General features: G+C 40.8%; 21 protein-coding genes and 1 pseudogene. 5 read left to right on the top strand and 17 right to left on the bottom strand.

Going from position 1 to position 22,060, the window contains the following annotated elements:
* Positions 1-2: 2 nt before the first annotated feature.
* From FEK29_RS13070 to FEK29_RS13025, 10 genes are all read right to left on the bottom strand, one after another.
* Positions 3-656, bottom strand: a complete 654-nt coding sequence (locus FEK29_RS13070) for a DinB family protein (protein ID WP_138258890.1) — start codon at positions 654-656, stop codon at positions 3-5.
* 86 nt (positions 657-742) lie between these two features.
* The gene (locus FEK29_RS13065) at positions 743-1,351 is read right to left on the bottom strand and encodes an SET domain-containing protein (RefSeq protein WP_138258889.1); all 609 of its coding nucleotides are present in this window, start codon (positions 1,349-1,351) and stop codon (positions 743-745) included.
* 340 nt (positions 1,352-1,691) lie between these two features.
* Positions 1,692-3,005 carry a hypothetical protein gene (locus FEK29_RS13060; protein ID WP_138258888.1) on the bottom strand — a complete coding sequence of 438 codons (1,314 nt, stop codon included), beginning with the start codon at positions 3,003-3,005 and terminating at the stop codon, positions 1,692-1,694.
* Positions 2,998-4,332: an ADP-ribosylglycohydrolase family protein gene (locus FEK29_RS13055; RefSeq protein ID WP_138258887.1), complete on the bottom strand. Its 1,335-nt coding sequence runs from the start codon at positions 4,330-4,332 to the stop codon at positions 2,998-3,000. The genes FEK29_RS13060 and FEK29_RS13055 overlap by 8 nt, the downstream gene beginning before the upstream one ends.
* Before the next feature lie 145 nt (positions 4,333-4,477).
* Positions 4,478-5,362, bottom strand: a complete 885-nt coding sequence (locus FEK29_RS13050; RefSeq protein ID WP_138258886.1) for a pirin family protein — start codon at positions 5,360-5,362, stop codon at positions 4,478-4,480.
* A gap of 222 nt (positions 5,363-5,584) precedes the next feature.
* A complete protein-coding gene (locus FEK29_RS13045; RefSeq protein WP_138258885.1) occupies positions 5,585-6,127 on the bottom strand; it encodes a DUF7010 family protein in 543 nt (180 codons plus the stop codon).
* A 116-nt stretch (positions 6,128-6,243) separates the two neighbouring features.
* Positions 6,244-6,822, bottom strand: a complete 579-nt coding sequence (locus tag FEK29_RS13040) for a DUF7010 family protein (protein WP_138258884.1) — start codon at positions 6,820-6,822, stop codon at positions 6,244-6,246.
* A gap of 163 nt (positions 6,823-6,985) precedes the next feature.
* Complete coding sequence (locus tag FEK29_RS13035) at positions 6,986-7,927, bottom strand: alpha/beta fold hydrolase (RefSeq protein ID WP_138258883.1); 942 nt, start codon at positions 7,925-7,927, stop codon at positions 6,986-6,988.
* Between the two features lie 61 nt (positions 7,928-7,988).
* Positions 7,989-8,408, bottom strand: coding sequence for a hypothetical protein (locus FEK29_RS13030; RefSeq protein WP_138258882.1), 420 nt, complete (start codon positions 8,406-8,408; stop codon positions 7,989-7,991).
* A 54-nt stretch (positions 8,409-8,462) separates the two neighbouring features.
* On the bottom strand, positions 8,463-8,915 hold the full coding sequence (locus tag FEK29_RS13025; protein WP_138258881.1) for a hypothetical protein: 453 nt from the start codon (positions 8,913-8,915) through the stop codon (positions 8,463-8,465).
* Positions 8,916-9,029: 114 nt separating this feature from the next.
* On the opposite strand from FEK29_RS13025, the pseudogene FEK29_RS18200 reads away from it, so the two are divergent.
* A pseudogene (locus tag FEK29_RS18200) lies at positions 9,030-9,140 on the top strand (IS110 family transposase); the annotation flags it as partial.
* Positions 9,141-9,518: 378 nt separating this feature from the next.
* Here FEK29_RS18200 and FEK29_RS13020 read toward each other — a convergent pair.
* From FEK29_RS13020 to FEK29_RS13010, 3 genes are all read right to left on the bottom strand, one after another.
* Positions 9,519-10,157 carry a hypothetical protein gene (locus FEK29_RS13020; RefSeq protein ID WP_138258880.1) on the bottom strand — a complete coding sequence of 213 codons (639 nt, stop codon included), beginning with the start codon at positions 10,155-10,157 and terminating at the stop codon, positions 9,519-9,521.
* Between the two features lie 338 nt (positions 10,158-10,495).
* On the bottom strand, positions 10,496-12,712 hold the full coding sequence (locus tag FEK29_RS13015; RefSeq protein WP_138258879.1) for an Ig-like domain-containing protein: 2,217 nt from the start codon (positions 12,710-12,712) through the stop codon (positions 10,496-10,498).
* Between the two features lie 362 nt (positions 12,713-13,074).
* Entirely contained in the window at positions 13,075-13,890 is an 816-nt protein-coding gene (locus tag FEK29_RS13010; RefSeq protein WP_138258878.1) for a DUF1853 family protein, read from the bottom strand.
* Between the two features lie 344 nt (positions 13,891-14,234).
* On the opposite strand from FEK29_RS13010, the gene FEK29_RS13005 reads away from it, so the two are divergent.
* Positions 14,235-15,401 carry a vWA domain-containing protein gene (locus FEK29_RS13005; RefSeq protein ID WP_138258877.1) on the top strand — a complete coding sequence of 389 codons (1,167 nt, stop codon included), beginning with the start codon at positions 14,235-14,237 and terminating at the stop codon, positions 15,399-15,401.
* Positions 15,402-15,742: 341 nt separating this feature from the next.
* On the top strand, positions 15,743-17,212 hold the full coding sequence (locus FEK29_RS13000; protein ID WP_138258876.1) for a MoxR family ATPase: 1,470 nt from the start codon (positions 15,743-15,745) through the stop codon (positions 17,210-17,212).
* A gap of 56 nt (positions 17,213-17,268) precedes the next feature.
* Here the strand turns inward: FEK29_RS13000 and FEK29_RS12995 are convergent, their stop codons facing one another.
* Both FEK29_RS12995 and FEK29_RS12990 read right to left on the bottom strand, forming a co-directional pair.
* Positions 17,269-17,757 (bottom strand): hypothetical protein, encoded by a 489-nt coding sequence (locus FEK29_RS12995; RefSeq protein WP_138258875.1) that lies wholly within the window; start codon positions 17,755-17,757, stop codon positions 17,269-17,271.
* A gap of 137 nt (positions 17,758-17,894) precedes the next feature.
* Entirely contained in the window at positions 17,895-18,332 is a 438-nt protein-coding gene (locus tag FEK29_RS12990) for a hypothetical protein (RefSeq protein WP_138258874.1), read from the bottom strand.
* An 88-nt stretch (positions 18,333-18,420) separates the two neighbouring features.
* Between FEK29_RS12990 and FEK29_RS12985 the strand changes: the two genes are divergently transcribed.
* Entirely contained in the window at positions 18,421-19,206 is a 786-nt protein-coding gene (locus tag FEK29_RS12985) for a tRNA pseudouridine synthase A (RefSeq protein ID WP_138258873.1), read from the top strand.
* Between the two features lie 42 nt (positions 19,207-19,248).
* On the top strand, positions 19,249-20,340 hold the full coding sequence (gene corA / locus FEK29_RS12980; protein WP_138258872.1) for a magnesium/cobalt transporter CorA: 1,092 nt from the start codon (positions 19,249-19,251) through the stop codon (positions 20,338-20,340).
* A gap of 12 nt (positions 20,341-20,352) precedes the next feature.
* On the opposite strand, the gene cysM is transcribed toward corA, so the two are convergent.
* Both cysM and epsC read right to left on the bottom strand, forming a co-directional pair.
* The gene (gene cysM / locus FEK29_RS12975; protein WP_138258871.1) at positions 20,353-21,237 is read right to left on the bottom strand and encodes a cysteine synthase CysM; all 885 of its coding nucleotides are present in this window, start codon (positions 21,235-21,237) and stop codon (positions 20,353-20,355) included.
* Positions 21,230-22,021 carry a serine O-acetyltransferase EpsC gene (gene epsC, locus FEK29_RS12970; RefSeq protein ID WP_138258870.1) on the bottom strand — a complete coding sequence of 264 codons (792 nt, stop codon included), beginning with the start codon at positions 22,019-22,021 and terminating at the stop codon, positions 21,230-21,232. Before epsC ends, cysM begins: the two co-directional genes overlap by 8 nt.
* Between the last annotated feature and the right edge of the window lie 39 nt (positions 22,022-22,060).

Here is a 22,060-nt window from a genome sequence, read left to right as displayed (position 1 = left end):
GATTACAACGTATTGTGTTTGGAATACCCCGGAGGTTGAATCCCCTTCATCCGCAAATAGCTAACTGCCTGTGCCCTGTGATGTACCGTATGGTTTTCGGCTCGGAGTATGAGGTCAAGATGGGTATGGCCCTCCAAATACCAAGGTTTTACCTTTTCTCGTCCCTCTTTTAAGAATTCATCTTTTAATCCCTTCAAATTTGCCAATACATAATCGTGGGTTTCATTGAGATACGCTACAATCAAGGCCTTGTTAACTTCCGGACTGCGTTTTTGGAGACTATCTGCATTAAAGACACTTACGGGGTCTGGAAGGTCAAAAAAGAAAGGTGCATCCTTTAAAGCGTTAAAATCGGCATAGGTCTTTTCATCCTTCAACACCCCAAGGAACATGTTATTAGTATACCCGATATGCAAAAAGTGCTGGGCAAAGCTCATTTGCTCCGGACTGGGCCTGAATTCGAAGTCCTCTACGGGCATGGCGTCCAAAACGGCCATGGTATAGCTCCTTGATTTTTCCCATCGGTTTATCAAAATATCCGCAATACTGGAATCCTCTTTTTCCAATTTTGGCATTTTGCTGGCAAGGAGTGTCAGCGGACTTAATCCGAGCCATCCCATCAAAAGTCTTCTTTTTAAATTAGGTTTTAAATTCATACCAGTGCTGAAAAATTTATAGTTTCATAATTTATAAATCTTCAATATACCCATTTTAAATTAGTGGGTGAAGCATTGGCCCTCTATCAATTGGAGGGCACGGTGGACTTTTCGGTATCAAAATAGTTGGAAAGAATGGAGGTGAGTGCTTCCTCACCGTTTAGGATTCGTTCTATTTTGTCCCAAGTATTTGGGTTGAGGACGGACACCAAGGGTTGGTCCACTTTTTTTATTTTATGAAATACTTTTTTGATCTTATTGTCCCATACCTTGTGGTATTTTAAAAGATCGTCCGGGTAGACTGTTTTTCGTTTGGTGCCTTCGTTGATACCTCGGAAAGGGCTGGAAATATTCAGGTACCCATAATCATCTGTCAATTGTTCCCCGGGCTGGATATCGCGAATGGCAATTTCAAAATCGTAGGCAGTGGTAAGACAATTGGAATTGAAACTATGGTTTACATAACGCCCATGGTCCCAGCAAAGCACCAAGTTTCCGTTGTTGTTTCTATAGGTGTAGGTGTCCAATATTTCCTGATACAGAGGTTCCATATTCTGAAAATCCAAGGGAGTGAACTCCCGGTCCAATTTGTCCAAAACCCAGGTGATGGTCCCTGCGGGAATAAATTTGGTGGCCACAACGCCGTAGCCTACTTCGTTGCTTATAAATCGTAATTCGGTATGCGGGTGAATCATTTTTTTTAATGGTTTTAAGTGTCTCTTTATGAGTTGGTTATAAGAAACATTCTACTCCCAAACCCCATTCTGATTAAAAACTAAAATTAGATTATTTCTCAATACAAATGCGGGGATCAACGCTATTTCGATACGGAATTTTTCGACTTTTTTGTAACGTCTTTCGTTGTATTTTTTGCAGTCCGACAGCGCTTCGATACCTATGGAAGCGACGAGGAAGCTAATTTTAATGTAGATTTCTCACACTTCATTCAGTCGACTTCGACTCCGCTCAGTCTGACAGGTTCGAAATGACACTTGATAAAAGCGATTCGACCTGAAAACTCCTTATTTAAAACTGTTATCTGGCATAACGCTCAAAGAATTCTTCGGTATCCTTGATATCCTCCAATCTTAACATCCAGCATACTTCTGAGAGGTCCGAAAAATCGACCCCGTTTTGCTGCACGGCCTCGTTCAAATACCGACCTTCCTTACCATTGTACTTGTTGGAGAGGTCCACCGCCAATTCCCAAATCGATTTCAATTGAGGATCCATTACTTGCTCCTTCCATTGCGTATGGCCCGGTGTGCGGAAACCTGGGGTACCATTGCCCACGGCATTGCCATCGGGGATTTTGTGATAATCGGTGTTCTTTTTTGCAAAATCCAATAATTCCGGAGTCGTGACTTCTTCGTTCCAATCGCTGTGCTGCACAATGTGGATTCGTTTGGTGGTTTCCAAATCCGGCAGTTTTGATTGAAGGGCCTTCACCAGTTTGGCGGAGAAGTCGGACTGACCCGCTTCCGCAATCCAGATATCGCCCTGTGCCTGCAAGGTCGTCATCGCCTTTTGAGCCACTTCTTCCGCAGCGGCTTCCATGCGATTGTGGGCATCGGTCCAGTTTTTACCAAAGGCTTTTTGAAACAACGCATTGGGCGGTACGTAGAGGCCCTCCTGAATACCGTAGGTTCCAGCAACAGCGTGGTAGTTCACGTGCATAAAGTTGGGGTGGGACATGAGCGTTAAAAGTCCGGCTGCTGCTTGAAGATCGTCCACATCAGTCTTACAATCAAAATGCATCAGCAATAAATCCTTCCCTAAATCGAATCGGGGTTGGTTTTTGTAAAGTTCCAGCACTTGTAGATACTTTTGGGCACCGGCTTCGGTCTGGTCGGTCAGGAAGCCATTGAGTTCCGGATACGCTTCATTTATATAAGTGAGAAGTCGGGTTCTATTGTTGCCAAAGGTCTCCTCATCAAAATCTACATATTCCGTATGCACACTGGTGATTTTTCCGTCGGTAATCTTTATACTATTATCCGTAATAATAGGTTTTTCGTGCAGGAATTGGATACGGGCATCTATCTTGGAAACCCTTGCCGTATACATTCCGTTTTCTAAAGGAGCAATATCCAAGACCTTATAGCTAGGCTCGAACACGGCATCCCACTTTACTAATTCTTGATACCCTTCGTGGGAATAGGTCATAGTATAGTCTCCCTCTTTGGTTTGCAGGCTATCGGCCAATAAAACGGGAATTTGATCATAATCCGATGTGTCCAGCATCGTATAATACTGCCTTATAAGTTCCTCCGGCGCTATTTTTTCCGATTGTTTACAGGCGATAAAACCGATGGCACAAAGTGCCATCACAATAATTTTTTTAATCATTTAACCTATTTTTTAAAGGGATTATCCAAACATTTTTTTCCAAGTCGATGCGACCGCCCATCTGTTCTTGAACGACCTTATCCGTGATCCGAAGCCCCGTTTCGGCCATGGCCTCAAACGTATCCATGCCATTGTTGGGGAAATTTTGTCGGGTTCTGTGGATGTGAAACCTATTGGAGAATTTTCTTCCAAAGGCTCCCTCGACGCCTTCCTTGCCCAACATAAAACCGAGCATACCGCCCCAAGTGGCCGTGGGATTGTCCGAATCCCAGCCCGTGAGCACCCCTATTTTTAGGGTCTCCTTCAAATCGCCCTCACCATAGAACAAACTCACCAAACTGGCCGCAAAATTGATGCCCGCGGCAAAACAGCCATTGCAGTACAAATTTTGGGAGGTGATGTCATACCCGTCCAATTGATGTACCTGATATCGTTCATAAATGGAATCCCGGGTCTGTTCCCAAGGAATCCCGGAGTCGTATAGGTCAAGGACATAGTCGTACATTTTGGCGGGGTACTCTCCATCGGGCAAGGATTTACGTGCCTCCTCCGCCATCCATTGAATGCGTTCCGGCATTTTTTCTTCTGATGGTTGGCTTGCCAAGGCATACATACGTACGTAAAATTGGGAGATATCTTCAGCCTCTTGACTGGCTACCGTCCGTATGGGAAGTTCGGCCATTTTTAGGGCAACATCCGGCCGGGTCGGGGCGAAAAGTCCGAAAATCTCCGTGGTCAATTGGGCATCTATCATTTCAAAATGTTCGTTCCGTTCCGGACTGCCCGTCTCCGGTGGCAATACGCCTTCCTGCATGAGGTCAAAGGCCTTTTGGTTGGAGACCCATAGGTAGTTTTCTTCCTCGGGCCTGATGTGTTTTAACCAACCGCCCCTGATTTGTTCCGGACTCAATAGACTTGTATTGTTCACATCTAGCAGATGCTGGTACATATATTCAATATCGGTATCATCGTCCGCGCCCCATATTTCAGTAGTGTCCCGAAACACAAAATCAATAGTAGGGGAGAGGTCGCTGGGTTCACCATTGGAAAAAATACTGGGTTGGTCCGGTTGGCCCCAATCGGCTCGGGTATAGAAATCGCCTGTTTTTATTTCTCCAATGTTCCCTATTTTGTCCATTTCCGTTACCAGCCCTGTCCAATTGGCAATGCACTGTGCCAGCCAAAATCCGGAAAGCTGGTCTTTGTACGCGTCCCGGGATATGGTAATGGTTTCCGTTTTTACGGCCTCTGCTTTTCCCTTTCTTTCGTTTTTACAAGCCAAAAGGGACACGGCAAGTATGGAATAATAGATTGCCTTGGATTTCATAGGGTAGGATTTAAAAGTGGATTGGTCATAACTTAAAAATAGGGGATAGCGGTTGATTGGGCAACTTTTCATCTTTTGGATTTCTCACATTCCTTTCAGTCAGTTCGAAATGACAATACATACATAGAAAGAGGCGCAAAGCACCTTACTTCAACCGCATTTCAGGAAACGGGATATAGGTATCATCGCCGGGAACTTTGGGGAATTTCTTGTCCATCCAGTCCTGTTTTTGCTGTTTTAGTTTTTCCCGGTCCGATGATACAAAGTTCCATAGCAAATAATGTTCCCGCCCCAAGGGTTTGCCCCCGAACAACAATAGCTGGGTATTCGCCTTCACGTGAATGTCGCAATGATTCTCCGTTTTGGATATAAGCATTTGGCCGGCCTTGATTTCTTGGTCCCTTTCCAAGACACTGCCCGTGACCACCACAATGGCGATTTCTCCTTCCAGTTCCCCATTGATTTTAATGGTCTTTTCCTCCGGACTTTCAATTTTAAGCATAAATAAGGGTGAATAAACATTTAGGGGCGATTTACGGCCGTATCCTTCGCCGGCCACCAAAGTATATTTGGTGTTCCCATCCTTCCATGTGGGTACATCTTCCTTTGCAATGAACTGAAAATTGGGTTCCATCTCCTCCAATTCCTTGGGTAAGGCCACCCACACCTGATAACCGTGCATGGTAAATTCGGTCTCTGTTCGTAAATGGGGTGGAGTACGCTCTGTATGGGTTACGGCCTTTCCGGAGGTCATAAAACCTACATCCCCCGGGGTTATAACCTGGTCGGCACCAGTACTGTCCCTATGGGCCACTTCGCCTTCAAAAAGGTAGGTCAAGGTACTTAAACCGGTGTGCGGATGTTGGTCCACGTCCATATAGATGCCTTTGCCCAAGGTAGCGGGCCCCATATGATCTATGAAGGTAAAGGGACCTACTTGCCGCTTTTTACGGATGGGCAGGAGTCGGCCTACGGTAAATTGGCCTATGTCAGCCGGTTTTTCATCTACGAGAATCTGATTGTTCGTCATGTTTTTTGGGATTTTTTGTTTAAAGAGTGCTATAGTATCCTTATTAAGGAAGTTACTTAAAAAACCAGCACAAACTCGTATTATTTTTTTCTTAAGTGCAAACCTTATTCACGAATAAAGAGTTACCGGACCTTTTTAAGATAGACCTCTGGGACAAATGGATTTGCCTGTAACCTTAGAAAAAAGATAGCAATACAAATGCATCCTTAGTATAGGACCATATCATTCAACCTGCTTTCTATACCTCAAAATAACCAACGTGATAATATAGATCAAAACGATGCCAAACGGAATTACTATAAACCGATACTCTGGAAAAAGATACCATAGCACAAGCACCAAAATGGTTCTGGTCAACGTGTGAAAGATACCGCTCCAATGTTTGATGATCCAAGAAAAGGGCAACCACATCAATCCCGTCAAAATGCCAACGGTCATGGGCAGGGAGGTGTAATCCAAAAGAAAAAAGGGAATAGCTATGGAATACACGAGAATCGCCTGGCCGGCCGTGTAAAGAAATAGGGTGTCGAACTCGTTTTTGGGCTTTGTTTTGTCCAAGAAGTTTTCACCGGTGAACTTTGATAGGAACAATCCTAGGTAGACGATACTGCCGGTACCAATAAATATGGACCAAACCGACACAAACTCAGAGAAAAAAATTCCAATGAAACCAATGATGGTCCAAACAATCAATCCTGCCAAGGGCGTTGCAAGAAATTTTTGGTTGGCAAATTCTATGCGTTGTTCTTCAAGTGTTCTGTTCATGACCTATCTCTTATTATTTGTACTCAGTCTTTTATTTCTTCCGATTTCCCCGTGATACCCAAAAACTATGGTTTTATCGAAATTTAATTAAAATCTATTCGATTTACAGGAGTAATTTAAATTTGGGCAATATTTGATTTCACATCTAGCCTTTTTCTTCGATTAACAATCAACAACCAAAAGGACAACAATGTCAAACACCCTACCATAAAAAGCGGTACATAGTACATTTGTTGTGTAGGTATATTTATCACTAACAGCAGGGCCCCAACGGCGATAATGCCCGCGGCGATGGCATAGGCTATTTCATCATAAAACCAAGCATAAGGGAAGAAGTGGGCCCCTGTGATGATGACATAGGTCATCACGAAATAATACGGATTGTCCTTAAGCACAAAGAACAAAAAGGGAAAATAGAATAGCTGCGCAAAATTGAGCCACATACCCAATGGCTGCAAAGGATTCGTTTTGGTCGTCCTTGTGGTTTTAAGAATTATGGATAATCCATATGATAAAGGTAACATAATCATACCTATATGGAATGTCCAAATACTTTGAGTAAAGGGTTCTTGTGGCAAGGTCCAGATGTAGGCGATTATGGACCAGACAATTGCCGCGGAAATGATAAAATCGATACCGCTTTTGGTGTTGATTGCCAGTTCTAACTTTAACTTTTTTAAATCCCTTTTGTCCATAAAGCTTTTAAATTGATTACCCAACAAAAGTAAATTGGTCCAGAGAAAACTAATAATTTGTGCTACCCAAGTGTAGTATCATGGTGATAGGCTGTTGAATTTTCACTTTAGTGCAAAGTGAAACGTGTTAATAGTGTTTTAGTAGATTGAACCTTTTCTCTAATTAGTTTTTTAAAAAGATCCTCATTTTTTCATTTACAACTTCCGCTTGGTCAATGGATAAAAAATGTCCTGCGTTTTGAACAATTTCACCCTTACCGTTTGGAAGGGAATTGGCGATTTCAACTGTTTTTTCGGTATTGATCATATCGTCATCACCAATCAGCACCAATATGGGCATTTGCAAGGATTTCAATTCGTCATTTGAAAAAGGCTGCATGTTCGTGATGAACTTATTTTCTGATTCTAAATCCAATCCTAATGTGTACTGTTTTAAATAGGCGTCGTTAATTTTATCCACATTTTCGGACATACTTTCCAGGCTTTGTTCTATTTGTTTTTCTTTGGAGGCCAGTAAGGTTACAATGTTTTTCAATAAATCCATACTTGGTCTAATCCAAGTAAAGGTTTGGGCCGGACTCAATAAAATTAGGCTTTTGACTTTGCTTTGATTATTTAATGCCAAAGTAACGGCCAACCAACCCCCACGGGAAGCACCAATTAAATGATATTGGTCCAAATCCAAAACATATAAAACCTCTTCATACCAATCCGTTACTTTTTCTACACTTTCAATATCATTATACAAATAGGATTTTCCAGGCTCCAGAATGAAGTCAATGGCGAATACCCTATGGTTCTTGCTAAGTGACCCAATATTTGGATACCACATGGTAGAACTGGCATTCATTCCATGCAGTAATACCAAGGGTTCCGCATTTTTCGGACCGCTTACGATAACATGGGCAATTCCATTCGTAGTGGTGATGTATAACTCTTCATAGGACACATCCCACAAGCTTAGGGTTTGGTCATAGGCTTTATAGTAGGCCTCCTTGGAAGGCGACGGATCGGTGATGTACTTCGGCACTTTTTTGTACTCGGCATATTTGTCAGCACAATTTGTGAATAAAAGTAAAACGGAAAGCAAGCATAACAGTCTCATAGCATCGTTTAAAATAAGGAGAAAATATAGTGTAAAAAACCTTTTGAAATACAGGTACCTATTACCGGATAGTAATTAGGCGTTGCATGCTGGGTATAATAGACAATGTTTGCCTAAAAGTTTCCTGATCTATTATTTTCCCATAATCGGCACGGGCCTTCGCCAAGCCGTCCGGATTGGGGTCCAAATACAATTCATACCCCTTTAAAAGTTTCACTTTTTTGGTCTCGCCCTTTTGAATGGGTATTTCCTCCAAGATGTTTCCAGATGTTTGTATCCTTATGGAAAATGGGCGCTCCCCAATATTTTTGACGATGCCATAGCTGTCTTCGCCGTAAAAGGGATTTATCGTTGCGTCCTGACCGGTACCTTTCCCGGTCATGATCATACTTTGGGAAGGTTCCAATACGAATTCTGTCTGGGCCGAAACTTCAAAATAAAGTAAGAACAGTAAACAGGTTGCTAAAATTGATTTTTTCATTTTACTCTTGATATCTAATTAACAAGTAACAGCTCGAGCATTTCGCACGCGCTACTAATGGTTAACGGTTTTCTTCTTTTTAAACAACAATGAAATCCCAGATATGATTAATGTAAGTATTGTTCCAATTCCAATCCCATAGCTTAACCACCAAAACAACCGCATGGCAAGTTGACCACCCTGAAAGGTTGTTTTTTCGGAAAAAGTGAATGAAAGATTGCCAGAAAGTACATAGGATATTGGAACCCAAAGAATGCCCAACAGTAGTATTATTTTCAAGAATCTTGATAGAATTCCATTGAATTTGCTCGAAGGCTCTCTGAGGTCTTTGAAGCCCCAATAGATAGTAAAGGGTAATGAAATCATACCAATCCAAGTTATGAAGGTTCCCAAAGGAATTTCATTGTTTTTATCCAGAGCGATTGTAAGTAACGGGGAACCGGTAACCAAAAGGATGATTACACTCAAAGTCAAAAATAGACCACTGAAAAAATATAGCTTTCTCATATTCATTTTTGTACTTGTTGCCAGAAAGGACTTCGTTAAACAACGGTTTTACCTCGAGCAGCACGTTAGTTGCCCCTTCCTTTTAAAGGCCCGGGCAAGATGCTCGCGGCAGGGAAGGGGAAAAGCAAGAAACTTGCATTGATTGCTGTGTCGAACAAGTTGTTGAAACAGGCATTTGCGATTGCCAAATCCCGGCTGCCCTACGATGAGAATTATGTATCATAATTGAACTAAAAAGACTTATTTTTTAACTCAGTTCTTTGTTGTCATTAGTTTTTTACTATAAAGAATCTCCACTTCAGCTGAATCACAAACTGTAATCAGGTCCTCACCTTTAAAATCCTTGAGTCTTTCTATACACTTTTCAAATGTCGATTCCTTGTAGTAACTGTCTTGACCTACTTTTAGTCCAATTTAGGGTGTAAAGTCTCCAATAATTAGGTTTTTTTAGAGCAATATAACCTTCGTTTGATTTAAAGTCATATGTTAGAGCATAATAATTTGTCCCTAAAATTCTATTGCCAGCATTGTTGATTACGGTGGCAACATTTTTGATGCCGTCTTTCCCTATATAATGTCATTATTTTGTGGGTTTATGAAAGTTTAACGTAAAAGGCACTTTTCTAAACTAGAAATCTCATTATTCGTTATTTTCTCCAAACTTATTTTAGGAAAATTATTGTCAAAAAATGTGTTTAAAGCTTCTATTGTTTCTACATCTTCTGCTTTCACAACTAAAATTGGCGATTTTTCGGAAACTAAATCATTTTTACGTTCCCTAAATGTATAGTATGAATATTGCTTGTCAACATTTTGAACAATCCGGTAAATGTTGTTGATATTTATTCTAGTAGTTTTTAGGCCTACCAAGGTTTTGGTTTGAATTAATCCCTTTTCTTTATTGAAAATTAATTCTTTTTTGAACCAAAAAGGAAGAGTGATCATCACTAACCCATGTACAATTGCGCTCAATAATACGATTGAACCGATAGTAACAAGTCCATCAGAATCATTCTCGATATTAAAAATTATAGTTAATCCAATAATGTGTAATACTAGGCTAATAATTAAGACTAAATATGTATAACTAACATTTTTTTTCAATTCTGTTTTAGAGAATATTGATTTGTTATTATTGGATTTTTTTTCGTCGAATTTATACTCCTTATCTATCTCTGTTAGTAATTGGGAATCTGTAAACTTTTTGTGTTTCTCTTTTTTTTCAATAATAAAAAATTTCATTCAGGTTAGGTTTATTTAAATTAATGGCAACGTCTGAGCTAAGCGTAGTGCGGAGGCAAGGAAACTTTTCGTTTCCGTCCGAGCACGAAGCTAAAGCTTATTGTTTTGATTTATTTTTCTGCTCTAAAGCTAAATCCATAAGATTTAGAGACATCATTAATATACACACACCTTTCAGTTTTGCCCTAAAGTCCGAATTACGTTTAGGTTTTGTTGTACTTAGTGCTTTCTGGACAGTTGGTCTCCTAGTAAAACAAGTACGAACAGAATTCTCCAGATATCAAATTTAGTTGGCAATTCCTTTTAATAATCCTCTCCGGTATGAATTTATTACCTAATTAATCCAATAAAAAATGTGGTGCTTTTTGGTAATATCCCGGTACAGTTGATTTGAATTTAGATTCCATTACTGGTGACACTAAATATGAGTGACGATTATCTTTGATAACCTTATATAGGTATTCGTCATATGAGTTTATATTTTCATAGCGTTTTATCTCAACCTGTTGTACTTCCATATTCCCCTGTTCATACAATTCATAAAACCCCCATGTTTTTATTTCTTCAGGAATTTTTGGAAGTTTGATGTTATCTGTCTTTTGACTATCAAAAACCAGGCTCCAACGATAACTTATATTTAGTCCTCCTATAACCACATATGGGTCACTATTAATAAAAACCTTCCCAACAGTATGGTCCAATCCATTTTTAATTACTTCAATTTCGTTATTTGAATAAGAATAATCTATAGACCAATCTAGAGTATGAAATGACGGTGCAAGCTCCCCAGTTCGTTCTGTGTAATAGTCATTAATTCTAACATTGTACTTATAATTAGTAAAGATAGAATTGAAATAATAAGGTATCCCCTCTAATCCCTGATAACCATATCCATGTCCGTCAATACGGTGGTAAATATTGTTTTGAAAATCATCATTGCTAAAATAACCTGCAATCCAGTAAGATGATGATTCAAACGTATCTCCATTGCTTAGAATGGGTTGATAGAATCTTTTTTCTACATTCTGATTTGTAAATAGCTGTGGCGTGAAAACAAAATCCGACGGTATATCCCAATCAGCAACATAATAACTATATTCATTCAAAGTCAAATTAACTTGAGGAACATAAATGAACTCAGAATTTACGGCGCTTGTCGTACTTCTCCTTCTATCTATGCTAAACTCTTCTGTTTCGCTATAGAAACTACCCCCATATCCAAAACCTTCAGAATTCAATGAAATAATATCTTGAGAATCGAAACCTTGAGCTGGAAACTTTATCGGATTCGTAGGGCTGTAGTCAAATCGCGGATAAGTTTTAAAATTGATTTCTCCTAAAGTGGATGGGGTTAAATTTTGAAGTGTTGTAAATTCACTTGAATTACCAAATGCACCTGTGCTATATTCACCTATGGTGAGCATAAATTCCGAATTAGGGCTAATCTCTTCTATAGTTCGCAGTGTTATCTTATCGGTATCTTGCATAACTCTTTTACTGTCAAGTAGATTGCCTTCTGCATCGGAAGCAAAAACGTAAATTCTTGCCAATTGTGGGTCGTAAAAATTAGAAGGGAAATTCAAAGTAATTAACCTTCGATATATTTCGATTGGAATAATTAATTCGGACATATTATCTAAACTATCTGTAGCTATAATCTTTATTGAATTGGCACCTGTTCCGAATAAGTTAGGGTCGAAGTCAAAGCTATAGTCTGTCTGATTTGCTAAAGAAAATATAATAGAATCTCCTAAAAACACTTTCAAAGAATCTACCTCAGAATATAAATCATTTACATTTGGGCTTATTGTAATAAGGCTATCTATTATTTGATTTTCAACCAATGACTCAATTGTTATTTCAGGTCCAGTGTTATCAGAAATAAAGGCTACTTCGAATGACCCGAGATTTTCGCCGGAGTCTAAAGCCTCTATTTTTAAAACGTTTTCGCCATCAGTAAGGTTATTGGTATTAATGTTAATTGATAAATTATCAAGTGGTAGGTCAATCAACAGCTCATTGTTTAAAAAAGCCTTTACCGAAGTCAATTCTTGATTATCCATTACATCAAAAGTTACAGTATTGTTGTCTCCATTAATTACTGCTCCAGCCGATAGGTTAACCCCAGTTATCGTTGGTTTCTCGTTGTCTACATTGATAATTGTGTTCTTTGATTCTGAATTACCGGATTTATCCGTAACAACTACCTTCAAAATATAATCTTTAAATGTATTTGTTTTACCTGTTTTAGAAGCTAAAGAAGAAACATCTACGATTATGGAATATGGCGCACTAGTGTCTTCACCCACTTTTTCGTCGTCTATAAAAGCTTCTACTTTGGAAATACCGCCTGCATCTTGGGCGTTAATATTGATTTCTATTTGATTGCTTACAACAATTGGAATAGCAGATGAATTATTGTTGAAACCGGCAATTGAAAAATTGAAGGTTGGCGCCGTTACATCTGGTTCAGCAGTAGGGTTTGACGATTCTTTTGAACACGAATATGTAAAGATAAAAGTAATCGTTAAAAGTGCTAGAATTGATTTTTTCATGAAGAAATAATAGGTTTGGTTTTCAGCTGTTGTAATTGGTTCGTAAGTTGATTTGATTTCAAACTATTGCTTTAAAAACGAGATACAGGCCTTTTTATTTTAAAAAAGAAAATAGGCAACTCAATACCCTTTTTCAATAAAGTATATGCTTTTGGAAATAGCACTTGGAATTCTTATGATTATTCACAAAAACATTATGTAAATTATATTTTCTTTTCAGCATTAAGTAAAACAATTGTATAAACGTAACTAGGTACGTTTATTTCTATTTTATGGGTAACAAGATACTTCTTTCCTTATATTCAAAAACATTGTAAACAAGTGGTTTATTCCGAGTTATCAACACTAAAATCAGAAAAACCCTACCACCAGACTACAAAACACTTTTCAACGGTAGTAGGACCTTTTTTGATCCAAAGTATAGGGGCGTTTTGTTGGAGCAGTCGCATGTTTACCTCCAAAATAGTTTCATACTGGGACATCCAGGCCACGTCTTCGTGAGGCGCTACCACCCATTCCGTTTTATAGGGAATGTAAAATTCATAGGCTTGAAATTCGGCCCCCCGTAAATCTTCCAACCGTAGCCAATAGCCTACAATACATTGGGGATTTAAGGGTCGGATATTGATGGGCTTACTTTGGTAGGGTTCGAACAATTGGGCCTTGTAACAGGTTTGGTGGTGTAAGTTTTGGGTTGGGATGCCTTTTTCGGCCAATGTTTTTTGTCCCGCCGGACTATGAAGCAGTCCAAACTGTTCGTTCTTTATTTTCTCCATTTTGGTAAAAAACATGTCCCGACGGTTGGGGCCCATCAATTGGTGGATGGGTTCGGAAATTTGCGGGTCGATGATGTAGAATTTATAGGTCAGCTCCAAATGGATGATCTGTTCCGTAGCCGTTTCCCGTAGGATATAATCGATTTCCCCCAAAGTCTGTTTTCCTTGCCGTACCGGCTCGTTGTATAACAGGACCTCATAGGCAGGGGAGGCGTCCAATAATTGTTTGCACACATGCTCCATTTGATGTCCCAACCGTATCTTTTGGGGAATGGGGGCAGGGGTGAAGTGGGTAAATTCTACGTCAGGAAATTCGAACTGCGTTATCCCAAACTGGGTCTTGGTCCACAGCGGCGGAGTGTTTAGAAATCCGGTGAATTGTTGGGCTAAGTTTGAGTACACGGAGGTTGGTTAAAAGTTTTAAGTTACTAGTTATAAGTGAAAATTTAAAAATGAAAAGTGAAAAAATGACAAGTGAAAAATGAAAACTGAAAAATGTAGATTTTACCATCAACCATCAACCATCAACCATCAACCATCAACCATCAACCATCAACCATCAACCATCAACCATCAACTACCCGTAATTGATGACAGCGTTTGGCGAACGGCTTGTAGTTTAAAGCCTACAGCCAATAGCTAAAATCCCAAAAGCTAAAAGCCAATAGCCAACTGCTAACATCCAATCAACGTTAACATTTCCTAAAAAGCATTCCCATAATACTCAAATATGTTAATTTTAGGGTATGGCTATGAATACAAGAAAAGGATTCCGTTTTGTGCCTTACGAGGCGCCGGAACAAACCCCTTTTGAAAAACTTTTTGATATTTTCCAGGAACTCATAACCCATACTTCGGGCGATTTTGACGAGGCCATCGATTGGCTTCGTGAACTGGACAAGGAATACGAACTTACGGACGAGAACTACACCATTGAGGATTTTATAGAGGACCTCAAGGATAAGGGCTACATCCAGGAGGAATTCGACTTAGACCCCGATGCGGAGAATGGCGAAATGGGCGAAGACGGTGAGAAAGGTTCTGGAAAAGGAAGCATCTCCATCACTGCTAAAATGGAACGTATCATTCGTCAGCGTGCCCTGGACCAAATATTCGGCAAGCTCAAACGTCAGGGTGCCGGAAACCATAAAACGGGCAAATCCGGACAGGGCGATGAACATACGGGCGATTTTAGGGAATACCGCTACGGTGACGGTCTCGAGCATATTTCCATGACGGAAAGCCTTAAAAACGCTCAGGTGAACCACGGCATAGGCAGTTTTAACCTGAGCGAGGAGGACCTGGTCGTTGAGGATACCCAATACAAGGCCCAGATGTGTACCATCTTGATGATCGACATCAGCCATAGTATGATTTTGTATGGGGAGGACAGGATAACCCCGGCGAAAAAAGTTGCGATGGCCCTATCGGAACTGATTACCACCCGTTATCCCAAGGATACCTTGGAAGTTTTGGTATTTGGGAACGATGCTTGGCCCATTCCCATAAAGGATTTACCCTATTTGAAGGTTGGCCCTTACCATACCAATACAGTGGCTGGATTACAATTGGCAATGGATATGCTGCGCCGCAAACGAAATACGAACAAACAGATTTTTATGATTACCGACGGAAAGCCGAGTTGCCTTCGTTTGCCGGACGGTACCTATTATAAGAACAGTGTGGGACTGGACGATTATATTGTGGAGAAATGCTATAATATGGCCCGGCAGGCCCGAAAACTTCATATTCCCATCACCACGTTCATGATTGCCCAAGACCCGTATTTAATGCAGTTTATCCGGCACTTTACGGAAGCGAACAAGGGTAAGGCCTTCTTTACGGGCCTAAAAGGTCTGGGCGAAATGATTTTTGAGGATTATGAGTCGAACCGAAGGAAGAAGCTGAGGTAGTTAAGAGTTAAAAGTGAAAAATGAAAAGTTGGGGATTCACATTACTAAGTAAACACTCAACAATTATCAATAAACAATTAACAATTAAGCGTATGGCGTAGAGCGTGTAACGCAAAGTGAGTTTTCAGTGGACAGTTAATAGTGGACAATTATCAATATGGCGAAGGGCGTAGAGCTTGCAGCGCGTAGCTGGTTAAGGGTGAAAAACTAAAAATGAAAAGTGAAAAATTATAAATGAACGGTAGATAATTGAGAATAATCTAAAATCCTAAATTTTAAAGCTAGCAGCCAACAGCCAAAAGCCAATAGCCAACTACCATCAACGAATAACAAAAAAATATATGAGCTTGAATTATAAAGAAATAAAAACATTGGGAGCCTTAAAAAAGGCAGGATATCAATCCAAAAGTATAAAGGACGAACTTAGGGACAACTTGCGTGAACTAATTAAATCGGGTGCGGAGACCTTCACCGGGGTTTGGGGCTATGAGGATTCTGTAATTCCAGAATTGGAAAGGGCCATTTTATCCCGACATAATATTAACCTTTTGGGACTACGCGGACAAGCGAAAACCCGATTAGCACGCTTGATGGTCAACCTGTTGGACGAATATATCCCCGTGGTAGAAGGTTCCGAAATCAACGACGATCCCATGGCGCCCATGTCCCGCTACGCAAGGGAACTGATTGCCCAAAAAGGGGATGAAACACCCATTGCATGGTTGCCAAAAAGTGAGCGATTTTACGAGAAACTGGCCACTCCGGATGTGACCGTGGCCGATTTGATAGGGGACGTAGACCCCATAAAGGCAGCAAACTTAAAATTGTCCTATGCGGATGATCGAGTAATCCATTTTGGAATGATACCTAGGGCCAATCGCTGCATCTTCGTAATCAATGAGCTGCCAGATCTACAGGCGCGTATCCAGGTTTCCTTGTTCAATATTTTGGAGGAGGGCGATATACAGATTCGCGGGTTTAAACTCCGATTGCCTTTGGATATTCAGTTTGTATTCACTGCAAATCCTGAGGATTATACCAATCGGGGAAGTATCGTGACGCCGTTGAAGGACCGGATCGGTTCCCAAATCCTTACCCACTATCCCGATGATATTGAAACAGCCCGAAAAATTACGGAACAAGAGGCACATTTGGATTCCAGACAAACCGATGCCGTTTACGTGCCAGACCTGGCCAAGGACCTTTTGGAACAGATTAGTTTTGAGGCCCGGAACAGTGAATATGTGGACGCGAAGAGTGGGGTAAGTGCCCGTACCAGCATCACGGCCTTTGAAAACCTTTTAAGCACCGCTGAACGCAGGGCCTTGTTGACCGGGGCGGAGAATACCGCAGTGCGGTTGAGCGATTTTTTAGGGGTGATTCCAGCAATAACCGGTAAAATTGAATTGGTTTATGAAGGCGAGCAAGAAGGGGCGGACGTCGTTGCCGAAATCCTTATAGACGAAGCCGTCAAATCGCTTTTCCCGGAATTTTTCCCCCAGATCAACAAATTACAGCGCAAGGATGAAGAGACGCCGTATGATGAGCTATTGCATTGGTTTTTTCAGGGAGAAGGTTTTGAACTTCTAGATGATTTTACGGACGAGGAATACAAAAGGGCATTGGACGGCATACCGCCACTGAATGAGTTAATAAAGACTTATCAGCCGGAGTACCCAAAGAGAGATGTCTATTTTCTAAAGGAACTGTTGCTTTGGGGTTTGGTATCGCATAAAAAGCTCAATAAACATCGGTTTTCAGAAGGCTATCAGTTCAAGGATTTATATAGCAGTTTTTTAAAGGATATATAAAAAAATCCCTTCCAATATTGGAAGGGATTTTTAGTTTGATTGGTTATGGTTATTTCCTAAGAGTTCCAGGTATCTATGTGCTGGTTCCTATCATCAAAAACATAGGTGCCTACAAATTGCTTGCGATAGCTATACGTAAGAAACGTAAGGCCGAACAGCATTGTATACAGTACAAACATTAAGATTCCAATGGGAAGAAAGGTCACCGGAATCAAATGGTTTTCATAATCGCTATAGGATAACAGCGTAATTAAAGTCTCAATAATTTTAAATAGGTAGACCAGGCTGACGATGTAAAGTCCGTATTCCAAATTTCGCATGGGAACATCGCTCAACTCCCTTTCCCTAATTTTAAACCACATCACGTATAAAAAAACGAGATGTACCAAGGAAAGGATTGGGAAAATATAATTGTCCACCTTAAAAAAGTAGAACTTGTTGGTGTAAAGTCCGTAAAAACTCAACACATTGAGTAGAACGATACTGATCAAGGATAAAAGCAGCGTAAGCTTCCAAGAAAAAACCCTTTTTATGGTACTGAGCATATTTGATCTTTCGGTATTGAATATGATTGATTCCTTATAAAACGGAAACAACTTTGGTTTATTCTAAAAACTCGATGAACGGTACGTTCTTCTTTTAAAAGGAAAATTATAACTTTAATATTCTAATTTTCAATACTTTATGAAATCCATTTTTTAGCTATGGCCTTGTTGGAGAATACAATTAGGGCTATGGCGATGACCAAGATCATAATGGGCATAATCATCGCATTTGGCCCATAGACTTCAAAAGTATCGCTCATAAAAAAGTTATAGCTCATTTGTCCCAAAAGCCCAAGCAAGGAAATAATGAATAACGGCTTGGCCCATTTTTTCCGTAGAAGTAGAAAAATACATGCAATGGTACCACCCCAAACGGCGATCGCGAAGGCTGCAGTAACCCAGGCAGGTTGTGTTTCATATAGATTTCGTTCCGCCTCCGTCATCGCGGCGAGCACTTCATCGGACATATAGGCTTGACCAATATAGGCCATGGCTCCGGCCAAATTCCAAAGTAATGCCAAAACACTTACGATCCAAAACCACGCAGGTGGTTTTATTTTAGTTTCAGTTGTCATAATTATTGGTTTTGATTAGTTGTGTTTAAATTACAAAAAAGTTGTAAGCAATGAACGATCCTTCTTATTTTAGATCCATACTCCAAAAATGAAAAGAACCCGTTACTATTATCTGATTCGTATCCAATATTTAGGATTTAGATACAGCGGATGGCAAAAACAGCCTGGCCGAAAGACTGTTGAAGGCATGTTGGACAAAACGTTCAGACACGTACTACCTGATGCAAAGTTCAAAATTTTGGGTTCCGGACGTACCGATTCCAAGGTTTCCGCCTTGGATGGCGTTTTTGAACTGTTTTTGGATGATACGCCCTTGCCCGATTTTGAAACCTTTTTACCTATCTTTAATAGGAACCTTCCACCGGATATTCGTGCGTTGGACATAAAATCCGTTTCCAAGGATTTCAATATCATCAAAAACAGCAAATCTAAGGAATATGTATACCTATTTTCCTACGGGGAAAAGAACCATCCCTTTTGTGCGCCTTTTCTTTACAATGTCATTGAAAACCTTAACATTTCACTGATGAAAGAGGTCGCACCCCATTTTGTGGGTACGCATGACTTTTCTACATATACAGCCCGATTAAAACCCAATACGCAGGTTATACGGACCGTAGACTATTGTGAAATTTTGGAAAACGACCTAATATACGGTTCCTTTTTACCCAATAATAGCTATAAACTTGTGGTTAGGGGACAAGGGTTTATGCGCTACCAAATTAGAATGATCATGGGCGCCTTGATCCAATTGGGCAAAGGCGAACTAGGGAAGCAGGAAATTCTGGATTCCCTAAATCCCGATATAAAATTAAGATTGACTACCGTAGCCCCTGGCTCAGGACTCATATTGAACGAGGTAAAATTCGATTGATACGACTTGGGGCTTTTGACTATATTTAAATAAATTTCCGGTATGGTGAAAAGAAAAATTGGATTGCCAAAAAGAAAGAAAAAGGTATCGCGTGTTCGGGAAAAAGTAGGTGCCGCCCCGGGAACGGTCAGTTATTTGGGTACTAAGGAGAAGTCGGAAAGTCTCGTATTCATTACCACCTACGATTCAGAAGAGGTGGAGACCCAGGAACATAAACGATTGGAAGATATCCTCCAATATCAAAAGGACCCACGAACATCTTGGATCAATGTTATTGGCATTACGGATGTACGTTTTATAGAGGAATTGGGGCAGGGTTTCGCCCTGAACAACCTCCTTTTGGAGGATGCCGTGGATACGGACCAACGTCCAAAAATCGACGAATATGATGGTTATATTTTTGGGGTTTTTAAAATGCTCTATTTGAACGAAAACGATGAAATTGTTCCTGAACATATCGCTATGGTACTCATGACGAATTCCGTGCTGGTTTTTCAGGAAGTCAAGGATGATGTTTTCAACGGGGTGCGGAATAGAATAAACTCAAAATCCGGACGAATACGGAGTCGAGGGGCAGATTATTTGTTCTTCGCACTCTTGGATGCCATCATCGACAATTATTTTTTGGTTCTGGAGCAAATTAATCACCGTATTGAACTCTTGGAGGATGAAGTCTATGCCGACCCAAAACCTGAGGTGGCCCACCAAATACAACTGTTAAAGAAAGAGGTATTGAAAATACGACGTTGGGTCTTCCCCGTAAAGGAGTTGGTGAGCAGGCTCATCGATTCTGAAAGCCCCCTGATCAAACACGATACCAAGTTATTTCTACGGGACGCTTTGGACCACTCCCTGGAAATAAACGAAACACTTCAGATTTACAGGGAAATGAGTATGAGCCTTATGGAAATGTACATGAGCAACATGAGCAATAAAATGAACGAGGTGATGAAGGTATTGACCATTATGGCGTCCATTTTCATTCCACTGACCTTTATTGCGGGTATCTATGGTATGAATTTCGAACACATGCCGGAACTACATTATAAATATGGGTATTATGCAGTTTGGGCCGTAATGGTCCTGCTTTTCATAGGAATGATGGTCTATTTTAAAAGAAAGGACTGGCTGTAGAAAATTGTCCGATCAATCGAATAGATCTGAAGAAAGATAACGGTCACCTCTATCGCACACGATGGACACAATGACACCACTTTCCAATTGCTCGGCCAAACGAAGTGCCACTGTAGCGGCCCCTCCAGAACTCATACCGGAAAAAATGCCTTCTTCCTTGGCCAATCGTTTTGCCATTTCCACCGCTTCTGCCTCACTGACTTCCATCACCGTATCCACTTTGGAGGCATCGAATATTTTGGGTAGGTATTCTTTTGGCCATTTACGTATGCCGGGTATTTTAGAGTTGTCCGTGGGTTGTACCCCAACAATCTGAATATCCTTATTTTTCTCCTTTAGGAACGTTGATGTTCCCATAATGGTGCCCGTTGTCCCCATGGCCGATACAAAATGGGTAACGGTACCTTGGGTATCCCTCCAGATCTCGGGTCCAGTGGTCATGTAATGTGCCTTCCAGTTGTCATCGTTGGCAAATTGGTTGACCATGACAAATCCTTCTTTTTCGACCTTGTTTTCGGCATAATCACGGGCACCCTCGATACCTATATCGGATGGTGTAAGGGTCACTTTTGCACCATAAGCGCGCATAGTTTGTACCCGTTCCTTGGTTGAATTTTCGGGCATTACGAGTTCAATGTCCAATCCGAATATTCCTGCTATCATCGCCAAAGCAATGCCCGTATTTCCGCTGGTAGCCTCAATGAGTTTGTCCGTCGGTTTTAAACTTCCACGTTCAAGTCCGCTTTTGATCATATTATAGGCGGCCCTATCCTTTACACTGCCTCCTGGGTTATGGCCCTCCATTTTAAACAGTAGTTTAACGTTGGGATTGGTGTTCAATACTTTGGATTCCACCAACGGGGTGTTTCCAATAAGGTCAAGAATCGAATTAGACATCGGTCTGGGTTTTGATTTTTATTTCTGGGGAGTGGTAAACGGTGCTATTTGCTGGAACCGAGGACGTCAGCCAAGCATTTCCCCCAATAATACTGTTGGCACCAATGACCGTATTCCCTCCTAAAATCGTAGCATTGGCATAGATGGTAACGTTGTCCTCAATAGTGGGATGCCTTTTCGTCTGCTGCAAATGTTTGGCTACATACAGTCCGCCCAGGGTCACTCCCTGATAGATTTTCACATGGTTTTTAATGATGGCCGTCTCGCCGATGACGACACCAGTTCCATGGTCGATATGGAAGGAATCGCCAATTTGGGCGCCAGGGTTGATGTCCACACCCGTTTGTCGGTGGGCGTATTCTGTCATTAATCGGGGTACCAAGGGAAAACCTATGGTATAGAGCTCATGGGCAAGCCTGTAAATGGCAATGGCATAAAAACCGGGATAGGCCATATAAACCTCCTCAATGGAAAGGGATGCAGGGTCGCAGTTAACCGTGGCTTCCGCATCCATGTTCAATTTTTCAAGAATGCCGGGTAGCTTTTGCACATAATTGCCCCAAATTTTCTTGCAGGGTTTTTGACAATCCCAACAAGCCAAATCTACAAGATTGTCGAATTGCGCTTCTAGTTTTTCCAAATTATCCGCCACGGGGATCTCAATATCGAACAAGGTATGGAAAAGGAGGTCCGTAAAGGCTTCGGTATCTTTCTTCAACCGAAACCGCAGGTTTGGCTGCTTCTTGTGAAGTTTTATTTTTTCAACGATGGATGGGTGGCTCATTGGCTTGGTTTATCTTTCAAAATTAACCATTAATTCAAA

The sequence above is a fragment of the Maribacter aurantiacus genome, from assembly GCF_005780245.1.
In the GTDB taxonomy this organism is placed as follows: domain Bacteria; phylum Bacteroidota; class Bacteroidia; order Flavobacteriales; family Flavobacteriaceae; genus Maribacter; species Maribacter flavus.
This window is presented reverse-complemented; position numbering and strand designations above follow the sequence as displayed.

Bases quoted from the DNA above. Each gene is read 5' to 3' on its own strand.
- FEK29_RS13070 (WP_138258890.1), bottom strand. From the start codon at position 656: ATGAATTTAAAACCTAATTTAAAAAGAAGACTTTTGATGGGATGGCTC.
- FEK29_RS13065 (WP_138258889.1), bottom strand. From the start codon at position 1,351: ATGATTCACCCGCATACCGAATTACGATTTATAAGCAACGAAGTAGGC.
- FEK29_RS13060 (WP_138258888.1), bottom strand. From the start codon at position 3,005: ATGATTAAAAAAATTATTGTGATGGCACTTTGTGCCATCGGTTTTATC.
- FEK29_RS13055 (WP_138258887.1), bottom strand. From the start codon at position 4,332: ATGAAATCCAAGGCAATCTATTATTCCATACTTGCCGTGTCCCTTTTG.
- FEK29_RS13050 (WP_138258886.1), bottom strand. From the start codon at position 5,362: ATGACGAACAATCAGATTCTCGTAGATGAAAAACCGGCTGACATAGGC.
- FEK29_RS13045 (WP_138258885.1), bottom strand. From the start codon at position 6,127: ATGAACAGAACACTTGAAGAACAACGCATAGAATTTGCCAACCAAAAA.
- FEK29_RS13040 (WP_138258884.1), bottom strand. From the start codon at position 6,822: ATGGACAAAAGGGATTTAAAAAAGTTAAAGTTAGAACTGGCAATCAAC.
- FEK29_RS13035 (WP_138258883.1), bottom strand. From the start codon at position 7,927: ATGAGACTGTTATGCTTGCTTTCCGTTTTACTTTTATTCACAAATTGT.
- FEK29_RS13030 (WP_138258882.1), bottom strand. From the start codon at position 8,408: ATGAAAAAATCAATTTTAGCAACCTGTTTACTGTTCTTACTTTATTTT.
- FEK29_RS13025 (WP_138258881.1), bottom strand. From the start codon at position 8,915: ATGAGAAAGCTATATTTTTTCAGTGGTCTATTTTTGACTTTGAGTGTA.
- FEK29_RS13020 (WP_138258880.1), bottom strand. From the start codon at position 10,157: ATGAAATTTTTTATTATTGAAAAAAAAGAGAAACACAAAAAGTTTACA.
- FEK29_RS13015 (WP_138258879.1), bottom strand. From the start codon at position 12,712: ATGAAAAAATCAATTCTAGCACTTTTAACGATTACTTTTATCTTTACA.
- FEK29_RS13005 (WP_138258877.1), top strand. From the start codon at position 14,235: ATGGCTATGAATACAAGAAAAGGATTCCGTTTTGTGCCTTACGAGGCG.
- FEK29_RS13000 (WP_138258876.1), top strand. From the start codon at position 15,743: ATGAGCTTGAATTATAAAGAAATAAAAACATTGGGAGCCTTAAAAAAG.
- FEK29_RS12995 (WP_138258875.1), bottom strand. From the start codon at position 17,757: ATGCTCAGTACCATAAAAAGGGTTTTTTCTTGGAAGCTTACGCTGCTT.
- FEK29_RS12990 (WP_138258874.1), bottom strand. From the start codon at position 18,332: ATGACAACTGAAACTAAAATAAAACCACCTGCGTGGTTTTGGATCGTA.
- FEK29_RS12985 (WP_138258873.1), top strand. From the start codon at position 18,421: ATGAAAAGAACCCGTTACTATTATCTGATTCGTATCCAATATTTAGGA.
- corA (WP_138258872.1), top strand. From the start codon at position 19,249: ATGGTGAAAAGAAAAATTGGATTGCCAAAAAGAAAGAAAAAGGTATCG.
- cysM (WP_138258871.1), bottom strand. From the start codon at position 21,237: ATGTCTAATTCGATTCTTGACCTTATTGGAAACACCCCGTTGGTGGAA.
- epsC (WP_138258870.1), bottom strand. From the start codon at position 22,021: ATGAGCCACCCATCCATCGTTGAAAAAATAAAACTTCACAAGAAGCAG.